Source organism: Sporanaerobacter acetigenes DSM 13106 (genome assembly GCF_900130025.1).
Classification (GTDB): Bacteria; Bacillota; Clostridia; order Tissierellales; family Sporanaerobacteraceae; genus Sporanaerobacter; species Sporanaerobacter acetigenes.
The window spans coordinates 1-13,464 of the sequence record NZ_FQXR01000008.1 but is presented as its reverse complement, the minus strand read 5'-3'; the positions used below and the strand labels follow the sequence as shown (position 1 = coordinate 13,464).

Genomic DNA, 13,464 nt, shown 5'->3' with positions numbered 1-13,464 from the left:
TACTAATACAATGTAGTCAACTCTACTCCACTATAATAATGCTTAAGGATTTCATCATGGGTATATCCTAGTTCTCCCATTTTTTTAGCTCCCCACTGGCTCATTCCAACACCATGACCATAACCCTTTCCTTCTATGACAAATTGTGGGCTACCATTTAAAGCTTGAGCTTTATTTATATCTTCGATTCCTTTATCAGTAACAATTCTCTTAAAACCCTCTCTATTAGAAAAAATTTTTGCCTTTTCTCCACTAGTAGCATAGGAATCATTTAATTTTATTTTAACCGTTTTTATTGCATCCATAACATATACTTCTTCTATAACATTATCTAAATTGTTTCCATCAATTTTTCTTATATCAAACCAATTACTTTTAATATCGCTATACCCAAATACTTGTCTTATCTTATCCTTTTCTAATACAATTTCACCCTTTGTCCCAACAATCTTTAGTTTAACAACTCTTCCATTCTCCGATATTTCAATAGAATTTAATGATATTATATCTCCTATATTGATATTATTTTTTAAAAGCTTATTTCGAATATCACTACTAGACAATATTATCTGCCAATTGCTATTGGGTAAACCTATTGAGAACTCATCTTCCACAGCCCTTAAGTATGGATACGATGTTCCCCATACATTAGAACTATCTTCTGTATACCCACCACTGTTGGAATGGTAACTTGCCTCTATAAGCTCATTGTTATATTTTAATACTATACCACTAGTCTCGTCAACAGCTCTATTTGTTATTTCAGTTTCACTATCATATCCACCATATACTTGACAATCAGTAGAATCACATAAATTATAGCCCTCTTTTATATGTTTATTCATATTCTTAAGTGCAAAAGTTCTGGATGCTATCGCTTGAGCTTTTAATGATTCTAACGGAAAAGTTGAAGGCATCTCTCTGGAAACCACACCATATAAATAGTGATTAAGAGAAACATAATTTATAACATCTATTTTATTTTCATTTCGTACAAAAGTTAAATAGTCTCTATAGCTATCATTTTCAACTTTAACAATTGGTTCAAATTCATCTATAGAAGAGATATATATATTATCATTATTGCCAAAGGAATACAATATATAATCGTTTTTATCTTTTATAGAAATGCTATCATTATCTCCTAAGGTTAAGATTATCTCATTTACTATAAGCTTGTCCATCTCTTTTAAATAACCATCAAAAGAAGAAATAACAAACCCATTTTCACTTTTTAAACTTATACAATTATTTGATTTAATAGGTCTTTGTAATTTTACCTTTATATATTCATCATTGTACATATCTTTTGCATAAGAACTTGTACAATTAATATTAATAACAAGTAGCAATACCATTAAAAAGAACAGTATTTTCTTCAAATAAATACATCTCCTCTTATCTTCTAAATAAATTTAATATTAAAGTAAGTATTAAACTTATAACAATTGAAGATACAATAGGAAAGAAAAAAGTAAAATTACCTTTTTGAATAAAAATATCTCCTGGCAACTTCCCGAGCCCAACTTTTTCCCCCAATATCATGATTCCACCTATAATTAATAAAACTACTCCAATTGTTATCAATGTTCTTCCCATAAAATCCACATTCTACACCTCTATTCTTCATCATAAGGAATATTGAAGTGAGCATAAGCCTTTTTTGTAACTATTCTACCCCTAGGAGTTCTATTGATAAATCCTATTTGCAGCAAATAAGGCTCATAGACATCTTCTATAGTAGTTTTTTCTTCTCCTGTAGCTGCAGAAATAGTATCTAATCCCACTGGTCCCCCACAAAAATTTTCGATCATGGTTAAAATTATTTTCTTATCCACATTGTCCAACCCTAACTCATCTATTTCCAACATCTTAAGGGCACTTTTAGCAACCTCTTCAGTTATAATTCCATCTTCTACCACTTGAGCATAATCCCTAACTCTTTTTAAGAGTCTATTAGCAATTCGTGGAGTACCCCTAGAGCGTTTTGCAATTTCTAAAGCACCCTTACTTTCAATTTTTATATTTAAAATTCCAGCTGATCTCTCAATTATTTTCATTAAATCTTCCATATCATATAAATCAAGGTTTAATATAACCCCAAATCTATCTCTAAGAGGAGACGTCAATAAGCCTGCTCTTGTGGTAGCACCTATTAATGTAAACTTTGACAAGTCTAGTCGTACAGATCTTGCACTGGGACCTTTGCCTATGATTATATCTAATGCAAAATCCTCCATAGCAGGATACAATATTTCTTCTACACTTCTATTTAGTCTATGTATTTCATCTATGAATAAAACATCATCTTCTGCTAAATTGGTTAAAATGCTAGCTAAATCTCCTGGCCTTTCAATTGCAGGACCTGAAGTAACTCTTATATTAACCCCCATTTCATTGGCAATAATATTTGCCAATGTAGTTTTACCCAATCCTGGAGGACCATATAGAAGAACATGATCTAGTGGTTCTCTTCTTTCCTTTGCAGCTCTTATAAAAATATTTAGCTTACGTTTTACTTTATCTTGTCCAATATATTCATCTATCCACTTTGGCCTCAATGAAATATCATTTTCTGCATCTTCCACTCTCAAAGACCCAGCAACAATCCTATTCTCAACATCATTCATAATATCAATACCTTTCCTTTTTATTTAGACATTCTTTTCAAAACAGATTTTATTATATCTTCTGTCGTCAAGTCTTTTATATCTATTTTACAAATCACTTCATCTATTTCCTTCTTTGTATATCCTAATGCACATAATGCACGTATAGCTTCTTCTACATTAGTATCATCTATAAAATCTAAAGTATCGTCAATATTTATATTATCATCTATTCTATCTTTTAATTCAAGTATTATTCTATTTGCAGTTTTCTTTCCAATTCCCGGTGCCTTACATAGAGAATCTACATCATTATTAATTATGGCTAATTTAATTTCATTTGGACTCAATGTAGAAAGTATACCTATTCCTATCTTAGGTCCTATTTTAGACACCAAAAGTAACAATTCAAACATATTTAACTCTTCTTTAGTTAAAAATCCATAAAGAAATATGCCATCTTCTCTTAAATTGAAATATATATATATTTTTACACGTTCCTTATCAACTAAAGTTGATAGAGAATTTTTAGATGTATATATTTTATATCCAATTCCATTATTGTCAAGAACCAAATAATCTTCCCTTATTTCTACTACTTCTCCCAGTATATAATCATACATAAAAACACCCCTATCATCTCATTCTAAACATTTCTTTGAATTTCAAACTACTTCCATGACATAGTGCTACTGCTAGTGCATCTGCAACATCATCTGGTTTAGGTATATCTTTCAAATTAAGTAGCATCTTAACCATCTCTTGAACTTGTTTTTTATCTGCTCTACCATAGCCTACTACTCCCTGTTTTATCTGTAAAGGTGTATATTCATATATATTTACTCCTTTGTTGACTGCAGCTAGTATTTCCACCCCCCTTGCTTGTCCAACTTTTATGGCCGTCTTCACATTCTTATTAAAAAACAACTCCTCTACAGCTAAATCTGTAGGATTATATTTGTCTATCAACGATATCATCTCTTCATATATTGTTTTTATTCTATAAGGAAAAGGGCATTTTGAATCTGTAGTTATTGCTCCATATTCTATAGCATTAAATTTATTTCCTTTGCATTCTATGAGCCCATATCCTACAATAGCTATTCCTGGGTCTATTCCTAAAATAATCATATTTGTCTCCTTTCAAAAGTTTTCTCATTCTATTTTAACATATTTAATTAAAAAGACTAAGCCAGCTAAACCAACTTAGTCTTTTTAATCAACTAATAAAATTTTCTAAAACATCAGAAAGTTCCTCTTCACTGTCAATAACTATCCCTTCCTTTAGCTTTTTTTGATCAATTTCTTTAAGTAAAGACAGTGGATAATCTTTATAGACCTTACTCAATATTTTTTCTCCATTGTCGCCTATTTTAAATATAGCTATTTTCCCATCTGACTCACCAATTATATAATGATTTGGGCAAAGATAATTTCGTTCTTCTCTTAACACAATATTTTCCACAGAAAAAGAAACTATATCCACACTTGGATAGTTTTTATTCATATAATCTTTATATTCCTTTTCCGTCATATTTATTATTTTCCCATCAGCTTTGGATTTATCTTTCAAGGTATGATTGCATTGTGTATAATATATATTTTTTTCTACAATAGTATTTGGTGAAACCCTCATATCTTCTTTTACTATCTCTAAATCATTAGATTTATCTATTGAGTTTTCAAATATCCACTCATTGCGAACATCAGGCCTCTTATTTATATTTTTACCAGTAAAACGATAGCCATAATAGAAACTTATTAAAAACATAGTTAAACACACTATAAAAACGAGAAATATATATCTCCTTTTCATAAAATATCCCTCCAATACTATCTAGAGGGATATTTTTGCCAATTTAAAAATATTTATACATTTTTATTTTATTTAACTATACCTGCAATCTTGAATCCTGATTTTTCTATCTTATCGACTAAATCTTCTACATCTTCTGAATCAACCCTTATGACTACTTTATATACATCTAATACTTTAGCATCCATTACCGCTAAGTTCATGATATTCACATTTTCTCTTCTTATAACTTCTGTTAGCTTTGCAATTTGACCAGGTATATCAAACAAATTCACCATAATTCTAGTGCCTTTTCCAAGACCAAATATCTCTGAAAAAGCATCAAAAATAGCAGTGTGAGTCAAAATACCTACGAAATTGTTATTTGAATCAAACACCGGCAAAAATGGTGTTCTAAATTCATTTAATAAATATGAAGCATTCTCAATCAATTCACTGTCAAGTATAGATTTATATTTATCTATATACAAATCTTTGACTTTAACTTCATTTAAAAATTTAGCTTTATCCATACAACCAGTTTCAAAATAATGCCTATAAATTCCTTCTTTCATCAGAATTCCTTTAAATTCTACTCCGTCAAATACAGGTAAAGATAAAAAATCCCCCTTCCCGATTTTTTCCAAAGCACTTCCAATACTTTCATTGACATCAACTGTTGTCAACTTATTTTTTGCTAACATATGATTTCTTACATACATTTATAAAGCCCCCTTTCATGATATTAGATATTATTCAATACTCATCCCAAAATTCCTTCAAAATTATGAATATCTGTTTAAAACTTTATCATTTAAACCATACCAACTTGCATTTTTATATATTTGAATTACATTTTTATATAAATATTTAACAATTAAGTTGTAAAGTTTATTCAACTCATCTTGTGAAAACCTACTCCCTTCTTCTTTTATACTTGAATAAGAATTAAAGTCCATTTTCAACTGTCTATCTATATAATCGTTTAATTTGTATATCTTGTTTTTTATAATCTGGTCAGAAAAATAATCTGTTAATCCTTCTATGTATTTACATTTATCCTCTAAATAATCAATCTCTAAATCAAATTTATTCTTTATAATCTTTATGTCCTCTACATTTATATTATATTGAAATAAATATTTTTTATTATAAATTTCTTCTATAGTATAATAATTAAGGGTCTTCTCCTCTAATATATTTACCCATTTATTATTATAATAACCATATTTATAACCTTCTAAATAAAAACATAATTCCAGTCTATCTACATCTTCATGTATTAAATAAACAATTTTATTAGTCACTAAATCTTTGTCTTCTCTATATCTTAATAAATATTTAATTCCCCTTTTTACATCTTTTATACATGTATATTTCGGACATATATTATTTATATTTTCTTCTAGATCATACAAATTAAGGAGGATATGTATGGAATTTATGTCATTATTAAACAAAAAATTGTATTTTAATCCTTCATACATTTTCCAAAGATTTACCGTTGATGTAGCCATAAAATATCCCTCCCCTAGCAATTGTTGCCAAAAAAACGAGAGTTTAAACCCCTTTTTTCAGTTAAATAAATATCTTTTTTAACGTACATATTATTATACTACATAATTTTCGAAATTGGTAAAAAAACATAATTTTTTTATTTAAAAAAACAAAGTTTGTAGAAATTTATCAAACAAAAAACTAAATAGGAAAAATATAATATTCCTATTTAGTCTTTGTAAGTATCTTTATAATACTTGTATAACTCATATTCTTTTTCAAACTATAAGTACCTGGCCTAAGTTTAGTTTCCATTCCTTTATCTTTAACAAATTGTATAAATTCACCTTTATCATCTATTATTTCACTTTCAAATAATCCGTCCGCTATTTTAGACAAAGTTTCATTGTTTCCAATTTTTATAGTAATTTCACTATTGTTCTCTAGCTCAATATCCTCTTTGAGATTCTCTCTAACATCATCTACATTTATATTCTCTTTGACTGATACCATGCCCAATTCTTTAGCTCTATCCATTATTTCTTCATTTGTATATTCTTTGTACTTGACATTTGGTTTCATGGCAAAAACAAAACTGGTTAAAATAATTCCTATTCCTATTCCCAATATCATATAGACTATTTTCAATTTTCCTTTCAATTCAGTTCTAACCCCCTACCTTTTTAATTACATTTTACTACAAATATCGCCTAAAGTAAAAATATATTCTCGTTTATACATTTATTTACAATGTCTTCTGTCCAAACAGAAGCTTGTACTTCTCCAATATGTTGTTTTTCTAAAAAATACATGCAAATTCTTGATTGTCCAATACCTCCCCCTATAGAAAACGGTAATTTATCCTGTGCTAACAATTTATGATATTTTAATTTTAAACGTTCCTCAGAATTTGTGTATTTCAATTGTTTCATCAATGCAATACTATCAACTCTAATACCCATACTTGATAATTCCAATGCTTGATTTAAAACATCATCCCAAAATAAAATATCACCATTTAACTCCCAATCATCATAATCCGGTGCTCGCCCATCATGAGGTTTACCGGATTTTAAATTTTCCCCAATCTTCATCAAAAATACTGCACCTTTTTCTTTGCAAATATTATGTTCCCTCTTTTTACAATCTTCTTTAGGATACATATCTTCCAATTCTTGAGATGTAATAAAAGTAATTTTATCAGGCAGTTTATGAGTTAAAAATGGATATAATTTATTTATATATTTTTCTGTTTCTAAAAAAACTTCATAGATATCTTCAACAACCCGCTTTAAATATTCTTCATTTCTATCACTTTTAGAAATAGTTTTCTCCCAATCCCATTGATCTACATATATAGAATGTATATTATCCAATTTCTCGCTTGGTCGTATAGCATTCATATCTGTATATAATCCTTCGCCTACTTTAAAATCATACCATTTTAGAGCCATTCTCTTCCATTTTGCAAGAGATTGAACTATTTCTACTTTTTCTTCATAATTTCTCATTGTAAATGATACTGGTTCTTCTTTTCCACTTAAATTATCATTTAATCCTGATTCAGGCCTTACAAATAATGGAGCAGAAACCCTAACAAGATTTAATTTTTTTGCCAGAGTATTCTCAAAAAAGTCTTTCAATTTTTTAATTGCAATTTGTGTTTCTTTTACATCTAAAACATTTTTCATTTCAATTCCTCCTTTAAATAAAAAAGCCCTTCATCCAAAAGGACGAAAGGCTATCTTCCGTGGTACCACCTTGCTTAACAATACTCTTTCAACCAGTACAGATTTCTCGATACTGTCTGATTTTTAACGGGTCAGAACCGTCTAAACCTACTCTTTTTTTAAAATTTCGATTAGAAACTCAGAGATGTTCTTCAGCTATAGTTTTGTATCGGATTTCCACCATTACCGACTCTCTACAACTCCACTTATAGACTAATCTTCTCTTCTTAGTTTTTAATTATTTGATTTATACTGTATTGTACTAAATAGTTGAAGTGTTGTCAACAGTCTTTTTTATTAGTACCACCTCATTCTAGCAAGTCTCTAAACATTTTTTCAATACTCTCTTTTCTTATATATGTCTCCTCTTTTAAAATAAAAAATTGTCCATTCTTTTCTTCAACTACATCTCCCTCTTCAATATCAGGTGGAAATAAATTGATTTTAAAATTTAATATCTTATCTTCTACTTCTAAAACAACATATTCTCCTTCAATTCTATCCACTACACCCTTCATAATGTATTCCTCCTTATTTTATACATTTGTCATGTGGCCTAAAACCCTTATCTTCCGCTTCTTTCTTTGACTTTAATATTATTTGATTTTCTTCTTTAGGCAAATAATTACAATCTGGAGAGTGATACACTTTAGTGTTTATATTACCTATATAATATTTTTTTATATTTTGTGTTTCACTCTCAGTATTTTCTCCTTTTATTTCTTTATTTACGTTTATATTTTTTCCATCAGAATTCATAACTATAGTCCCTAGCTCATCAGTCCTAAGAACTGTCACATTTTGTTCATTGAGCCTTGCAATAGTCTCTTTATGAGGATGACCATATGTATTGTCCTTACCTAAGCTGATAACCCCATATTTTGGACTTACCTTTAACAAAAATTCATTTGAAGTAGAAGTACTGCCTCCGTGATGGCCAATTTTTAAAACATCTGATTTTAAATTGTATCCTTTATCCATCATCTCGTTTTCACTAGTTTTTTCAGCATCTCCTGTAAATAAAAAAGAATTGCCTTTATAAGTCAATTTAGTAACTACTGAATAATCGTTTGTTTCCCCATATTTTTCACCATTAGGTGCCAATATTTCATATTTAACACCTGAGTCATTTAATATTATATCTCCGCCTTTAGCAATACTAACCTTCTTATCTTTATTTTTGATTTCCTTCAACAATTCTTGAAAGATATTAGTATTTGCAGTTGCATCAGGCATATATATTTTCCCTATTTCAAAGTTTTTAACTACTTTAGGCAATCCTCCTATATGATCTTCATGAGGATGTGTTGCTATAAGATAGTCAATTTTCTCTACATTCTGTTCCTTTAAATATTTTACAATATTTTCTCCACTAGCTCTAGTTCCACCATCTATTAAAGATGTTTCTCCATTGGGCAATTGTATAAATATACTATCTCCTTGCCCTACATCTATAAAATGTACAATTAAATCTCCTTTTTGTTCCAAATTATCATTAATAGCATCTTCTAAATCATATTGACAAGCTGAGAGTATCAATGCTGCTAAAATTGCAACAATTAAAATAAATTTGATATTACTAATTTTTTTCATGTTTTAGCCTCCTATTTTAGTCTATCTATGTACATTATATTTTGTATTCCAATACTAATCAATATCTTTTTCAATAAAGGATTTCTGATGATTTTGTAGAATAACCCTATATAATAAAAAAGACTTCCAATAAAAACATTTTGACAATCGAGAGAGTCTATCGAAACCCATTTGGGGAAGTTTTACATTAAGAAAAGCTAGAACTTTCCTATAACTATAAGAAAGGACTGATAATATTGTATAATATTTCTAGAAAAAATGTAACTTTTGAAACTATAGATAAATGTGATCATAAAGAAATTTCTTGGAATAGTGCTTTTAGTTCAAATGATAAAAATGTAGACAATGGGAAAGCACTTTTATTTCAAGGTAAATCTAATGAAAGCCTAGTGTTCGTCCATGGATTAGGTCATAGAAATTTTGAATACCTAAAATATTATCCTATAAATTTATCTAAATCAGGATATACAACTATGATGCTAGTTCTTCCATATCATTTAGATAGGATGCCACAAAATGAAAACATTTCATTTTTATCAGGTACAGCTTCAGATATTGAAAAAAGATTTTATCAATCAGTAGTAGATACACTAACTTGCGTAGATTATTTAGAAAATCTCGGCATGAAAAAAATCCACATAATGGGATTTAGTTTTGGTGGAATGATAAGCACTATCTCATTGGCATTAGATAAGCGTATAGATAAAGGAATACTTGTAGTAACTGGTGGAAATTTCGAATATATAACTTGGAAAAGTATTGCAACTAAAGTACTAAGAATTAGATATGAAGATGAAGATAGCTGCAATATAGAAAGATGCCATGAACTACACAAAAAATTCGATATAAGTGCTAGAAGTTTCTCGTGCATTGAAGATTTAGAGAATTTACCCAGTTGTTTTAGATATGATCCTTCATTATTTGCTAAGGACTTAAATCCAAATAAAATATTGATGTTTAGTGCTATATTTGATCCCTTCATTCCACAAAAATCATCTAAGGACTTGTGGAACAAAATGAATAAACCCAAAAGATATAAATTACCATCAGGACATATGACATCTCATTTGTGGTTTAAAAAATTTATCTTAAATAAAACATTAGAATTCGTGAACTACAACCAATTATAGAAGTATTTAGCTTCCTCATTCAAAGGCTGATAATTTCAATATCTTTAGTACCTTGGATATTTTACACATAGAAGGAAAAGCTAATCGCTTGGTTTTCGCATTCATAGCCTATTGATTTCTCTATGCAACCCTATATATCCAATTGTCAAAGAATTGTCATAGTTGTGTTATTTTTACAAAAAACATTAAAATTCAAATGCAAATTTTCTTTTTGTAGCCTCACTATAAATATTTATAGTATCAATTATAAAACAAGATAAGTTTTGGCATAGTGAAAAAGAATAGTTAAGATCACTTTCAAATCCTTTTTTAAAAGAATATTCTTTAACTACATCTTCAATGTATAACTTAGCTAGTTTTTTAAGATTTATCTTTTTATCTTGAAAAATATCAATATCATCAACTAAAATAACATTTTCTTTAAATCTATATTCTCTTGCATACTCATTAAGTTTGGACTCATAAGATATATGTTTAAACATACTATCAGTAAAAGTCCATCTTTCCGCATGTGGAAGACATACAAAGTCACTTAAAAAATGTGAAATTATACCTATTTTTTTGCTGAAATACTTCATTGTAATGGGATCTTTGCTAATATCTAAATATCTACCTAAAAAAATTAATTTCACTATTTCATTTACTACATAGTCTAAGCTCTCTTTTTGATAGTGTCTGTGAATTTTTAACTGAGGCAATACATCTGGTGCTACTGAACCCCATAGTAAACTATCTTTATCTAATTTAATATCATAATTTTCATAAACATTATCATAAATATTGTTTGCTATTATTTTATGAGTATTTGCGAAAATTTCAAACACTTCCTTTATTTAAATTTTAGTAAATACATTAAAATAGTATCTTATATCCAATGAAAAGTCAATAAGTAAAGATAAGTTTACATAAAATTAACAACTCCCTTCTAATCCCAATTTATTCAATTTGTTTTCATAAATTCTATAATCCGAATCATTGAAAAGTACAAATGCAATCTTTTCTATAAAACTTTCTTTTTCAATAAAATCTAATACTGCTTTTATAGCTATATCTGACGCACTATCAATAGGGTATCCATATGCACCAGTTGAAATTGATGGGAAAGCTATAGTTTTCAAATTGTACTCTTTTGCAAGAAGAAGTGAATTGTAATAAGCATTGTAAAGCAATTCCTCTTCTCTATTTTTTCCACCTCTATAAATTGGTCCTACAGTATGTATGACATATTTACTAGGCATTTTGCCTGCAGTTGTTATTCTAGCTTCTCCAGTAGGACACCCTCCAATTTTTTTACACTGCTCAAGTATCTCTGAACCTCCTCTTCTATGAATTGCTCCATCTACTCCTCCTCCACCAAGTAATGTATTATTTGCAGCATTGACTATAGCATCAACCTCAATTTTAGTTATATCACCTTTCACTAATTTTATGATAGTTTCATCAATTTTATACATAAACCACTACATCCTTTCTAAACTTATATTTTATTATGAAACAAAACTTTATATTTGCTTATTATCTATATTATATAATTTTAAAAAAATAAAGACTATACCCATAGTCTTTAAAATATATCAATACTAACCCTAATATCATAATACTCATTTTATTTTTTCAAACATATAATATGGTATATAGCCTGGTTCATAATCTACTTTCCATTCTCCATTAACTTTTTTAAGTCGTATTTGGCCTTCTTTTTTAAGCACATCTTCTTTATCCCCATCATAAAATTTAAAGTCTGCTGTATATTGTAAAGTTATCTCATCCTTTAATTCCTTAATATCTTCAGGTTTTTTTATTTCATATTCAATGTTCTCAACTTTTATATTTCTTTTTTTACCTTTTGCTGTATCTACTACAGTTCCACTTCCTCCTTTTAGTTTAAGCTTATCATAAAATTCTTCTGTAGTATACTCTTTTATGCTCTCGACTAAATCAATTTCTTTTTTATATGATTCATCATTGTTATCTAATATTTTATAATCATCTATGCTATAGTAATTTTTAAAATATGATTCTATAGTTGCATCTATTTTTACCATTTCTTCTTTATGTGAACTATTGCTTTTACATCCAACTAAAATTAATGATATTACTAGGCATACCATTAAAACATATCTAATTTTTCTCAAAATATACACCTCTTATTATGAATTTTTATTATTTAAATCTATATCCTTCTATAGTGTTGTCAGATGTATAATAAGTTGTAGAACGATCTGTTCTAAATTCAAATATGCTATTATACAACATGCCTTTAAAATACATATCCCCACCTGTTAAATAATCTGCTACTGACCATCCTAATTGTGGTCTACCAGTACATATAAGGTAATGCCCACAATATTCACACCTAAAAGTGTTACCATTTTCAATTAACTTTTTCTGTATTTTGCCACTTCCATCTTCTTGATATAAAAATCCTCTACCAACCAAACTCATTAGGTGTAAACCATCAGGGGAATCTTCACATGAAGCATGATATTGAAGCTCAATATCATCGGAATTAATATTTTCTGCATGACCCCATATCTCCATTATTGGTAACAACAAACAAATCATTACTATCACTATATTTTTCTTCATAATTTTTTACCCCTTTCTCATTAAAATTTTTAGTGATATTAGAGTTAGTAAAAAATAATCATGCAATATTATCCATCTTTATATAAAGTATATGTATATTTTTTTTAATTGTCAATATGTTCATAATATTTTAAAAATAATATATATATTATTTTTATTGTTTATACATACAACCATCATTTATGATAACATCTGTTTAAATTATATTTCGGAAAAAAATGAAAAAAAATTGTGGAACGAAGGTTAGTTAAATAAATAAAAGACCTTGTAATCATTTAGATTACAAGGTCTTATATGGTGTACCTACAGGGACTCGAACCCTGAACCTCCTGATTCGTAGTCAGACACTCTATCCAGTTGAGCTATAGGTACTTATATGGAGGCGGCACCCAGATTTGAACTGGGGGTAAAGGTTTTGCAGACCTCTGCCTTACCACTTGGCTATGCCGCCATTTTAATTTTATTAACTTAAAGAACTTACTGACAGCACCAACGGCTCCAACTAAGCGATTCACACAAAA

Annotated in this window: 17 protein-coding genes, 2 tRNA genes and 1 other annotated feature; of the genes, 1 reads left to right on the top strand and 18 read right to left on the bottom strand. The window is 28.6% G+C overall.

The annotated features are described in order from the left end of the window. Positions 1 to 2 precede the first annotated feature (2 nt). The 12 genes from BUA21_RS08930 to BUA21_RS08875 all read right to left on the bottom strand — a co-directional run bounded on the left by BUA21_RS08930 (position 3) and on the right by BUA21_RS08875 (position 9,224). Positions 3 to 1,382 (bottom strand): SpoIID/LytB domain-containing protein, encoded by a 1,380-nt coding sequence (locus BUA21_RS08930; RefSeq protein WP_132996450.1) that lies wholly within the window; start codon positions 1,380 to 1,382, stop codon positions 3 to 5. Positions 1,383 to 1,398: 16 nt separating this feature from the next. Continuing rightward, complete coding sequence (locus tag BUA21_RS08925) at positions 1,399 to 1,599, bottom strand: DUF2905 domain-containing protein (protein WP_072744589.1); 201 nt, start codon at positions 1,597 to 1,599, stop codon at positions 1,399 to 1,401. Positions 1,600 to 1,619: 20 nt separating this feature from the next. Then, complete coding sequence (gene ruvB, locus BUA21_RS08920) at positions 1,620 to 2,630, bottom strand: Holliday junction branch migration DNA helicase RuvB (RefSeq protein ID WP_072744483.1); 1,011 nt, start codon at positions 2,628 to 2,630, stop codon at positions 1,620 to 1,622. A 20-nt stretch (positions 2,631 to 2,650) separates the two neighbouring features. Continuing rightward, positions 2,651 to 3,232: a Holliday junction branch migration protein RuvA gene (gene ruvA / locus BUA21_RS08915; protein WP_072744482.1), complete on the bottom strand. Its 582-nt coding sequence runs from the start codon at positions 3,230 to 3,232 to the stop codon at positions 2,651 to 2,653. 13 nt (positions 3,233 to 3,245) lie between these two features. Further along, positions 3,246 to 3,740, bottom strand: a complete 495-nt coding sequence (gene ruvC / locus BUA21_RS08910) for a crossover junction endodeoxyribonuclease RuvC (protein WP_072744481.1) — start codon at positions 3,738 to 3,740, stop codon at positions 3,246 to 3,248. A gap of 88 nt (positions 3,741 to 3,828) precedes the next feature. Further along, entirely contained in the window at positions 3,829 to 4,425 is a 597-nt protein-coding gene (locus BUA21_RS08905; RefSeq protein WP_072744480.1) for a BofC C-terminal domain-containing protein, read from the bottom strand. A gap of 68 nt (positions 4,426 to 4,493) precedes the next feature. Continuing rightward, the gene (locus BUA21_RS08900; protein WP_072744479.1) at positions 4,494 to 5,126 is read right to left on the bottom strand and encodes a CBS domain-containing protein; all 633 of its coding nucleotides are present in this window, start codon (positions 5,124 to 5,126) and stop codon (positions 4,494 to 4,496) included. A gap of 63 nt (positions 5,127 to 5,189) precedes the next feature. Continuing rightward, positions 5,190 to 5,921 (bottom strand): hypothetical protein, encoded by a 732-nt coding sequence (locus BUA21_RS08895; RefSeq protein WP_072744478.1) that lies wholly within the window; start codon positions 5,919 to 5,921, stop codon positions 5,190 to 5,192. Between the two features lie 205 nt (positions 5,922 to 6,126). Then, complete coding sequence (locus BUA21_RS08890; RefSeq protein ID WP_072744477.1) at positions 6,127 to 6,561, bottom strand: MltG/YceG/YrrL family protein; 435 nt, start codon at positions 6,559 to 6,561, stop codon at positions 6,127 to 6,129. 50 nt (positions 6,562 to 6,611) lie between these two features. Beyond that, positions 6,612 to 7,592 (bottom strand): aspartate--ammonia ligase, encoded by a 981-nt coding sequence (asnA, locus tag BUA21_RS08885; protein WP_072744476.1) that lies wholly within the window; start codon positions 7,590 to 7,592, stop codon positions 6,612 to 6,614. 35 nt (positions 7,593 to 7,627) lie between these two features. Next, positions 7,628 to 7,869, bottom strand: a binding site (T-box leader). A 70-nt stretch (positions 7,870 to 7,939) separates the two neighbouring features. Then, positions 7,940 to 8,149, bottom strand: a complete 210-nt coding sequence (locus BUA21_RS08880) for a DUF3006 domain-containing protein (RefSeq protein WP_072744475.1) — start codon at positions 8,147 to 8,149, stop codon at positions 7,940 to 7,942. A 13-nt stretch (positions 8,150 to 8,162) separates the two neighbouring features. Then, a complete protein-coding gene (locus BUA21_RS08875) occupies positions 8,163 to 9,224 on the bottom strand; it encodes an MBL fold metallo-hydrolase (protein WP_072744474.1) in 1,062 nt (353 codons plus the stop codon). Positions 9,225 to 9,460: 236 nt separating this feature from the next. Here BUA21_RS08875 and BUA21_RS08870 point away from each other — a divergent pair, with 236 nt between their 5' ends. After that, positions 9,461 to 10,354 carry an alpha/beta fold hydrolase gene (locus BUA21_RS08870; protein WP_072744473.1) on the top strand — a complete coding sequence of 298 codons (894 nt, stop codon included), beginning with the start codon at positions 9,461 to 9,463 and terminating at the stop codon, positions 10,352 to 10,354. Between the two features lie 185 nt (positions 10,355 to 10,539). Here BUA21_RS08870 and BUA21_RS08865 read toward each other — a convergent pair whose 3' ends face one another. From BUA21_RS08865 to BUA21_RS08840, 6 genes are all read right to left on the bottom strand, one after another. Next, positions 10,540 to 11,178, bottom strand: a complete 639-nt coding sequence (locus tag BUA21_RS08865) for a zinc dependent phospholipase C family protein (protein WP_072744472.1) — start codon at positions 11,176 to 11,178, stop codon at positions 10,540 to 10,542. 87 nt (positions 11,179 to 11,265) lie between these two features. Continuing rightward, positions 11,266 to 11,808: an O-acetyl-ADP-ribose deacetylase gene (locus BUA21_RS08860; RefSeq protein WP_072744471.1), complete on the bottom strand. Its 543-nt coding sequence runs from the start codon at positions 11,806 to 11,808 to the stop codon at positions 11,266 to 11,268. A gap of 147 nt (positions 11,809 to 11,955) precedes the next feature. Continuing rightward, on the bottom strand, positions 11,956 to 12,489 hold the full coding sequence (locus BUA21_RS08855) for a hypothetical protein (protein WP_072744470.1): 534 nt from the start codon (positions 12,487 to 12,489) through the stop codon (positions 11,956 to 11,958). 28 nt (positions 12,490 to 12,517) lie between these two features. Continuing rightward, a complete protein-coding gene (locus BUA21_RS08850) occupies positions 12,518 to 12,943 on the bottom strand; it encodes a hypothetical protein (protein WP_072744469.1) in 426 nt (141 codons plus the stop codon). A gap of 295 nt (positions 12,944 to 13,238) precedes the next feature. Further along, positions 13,239 to 13,315 (bottom strand) — tRNA-Arg (locus tag BUA21_RS08845). A 5-nt stretch (positions 13,316 to 13,320) separates the two neighbouring features. Continuing rightward, positions 13,321 to 13,394, bottom strand: a tRNA-Cys gene (locus BUA21_RS08840). Between the last annotated feature and the right edge of the window lie 70 nt (positions 13,395 to 13,464).

Excerpts from the sequence above, each read along its gene's own strand:
- BUA21_RS08900 (WP_072744479.1), bottom strand. The coding sequence starts at position 5,126 with ATGTATGTAAGAAATCATATGTTAGCAAAAAATAAGTTGACAACAGTT.
- BUA21_RS08905 (WP_072744480.1), bottom strand. The coding sequence starts at position 4,425 with ATGAAAAGGAGATATATATTTCTCGTTTTTATAGTGTGTTTAACTATG.
- BUA21_RS08925 (WP_072744589.1), bottom strand. The coding sequence starts at position 1,599 with ATGGGAAGAACATTGATAACAATTGGAGTAGTTTTATTAATTATAGGT.
- ruvC (WP_072744481.1), bottom strand. The coding sequence starts at position 3,740 with ATGATTATTTTAGGAATAGACCCAGGAATAGCTATTGTAGGATATGGG.
- BUA21_RS08875 (WP_072744474.1), bottom strand. The coding sequence starts at position 9,224 with ATGAAAAAAATTAGTAATATCAAATTTATTTTAATTGTTGCAATTTTA.
- asnA (WP_072744476.1), bottom strand. The coding sequence starts at position 7,592 with ATGAAAAATGTTTTAGATGTAAAAGAAACACAAATTGCAATTAAAAAA.
- ruvA (WP_072744482.1), bottom strand. The coding sequence starts at position 3,232 with ATGTATGATTATATACTGGGAGAAGTAGTAGAAATAAGGGAAGATTAT.
- BUA21_RS08895 (WP_072744478.1), bottom strand. The coding sequence starts at position 5,921 with ATGGCTACATCAACGGTAAATCTTTGGAAAATGTATGAAGGATTAAAA.
- BUA21_RS08880 (WP_072744475.1), bottom strand. The coding sequence starts at position 8,149 with ATGAAGGGTGTAGTGGATAGAATTGAAGGAGAATATGTTGTTTTAGAA.
- ruvB (WP_072744483.1), bottom strand. The coding sequence starts at position 2,630 with ATGAATGATGTTGAGAATAGGATTGTTGCTGGGTCTTTGAGAGTGGAA.
- BUA21_RS08860 (WP_072744471.1), bottom strand. The coding sequence starts at position 11,808 with ATGTATAAAATTGATGAAACTATCATAAAATTAGTGAAAGGTGATATA.
- BUA21_RS08850 (WP_072744469.1), bottom strand. The coding sequence starts at position 12,943 with ATGAAGAAAAATATAGTGATAGTAATGATTTGTTTGTTGTTACCAATA.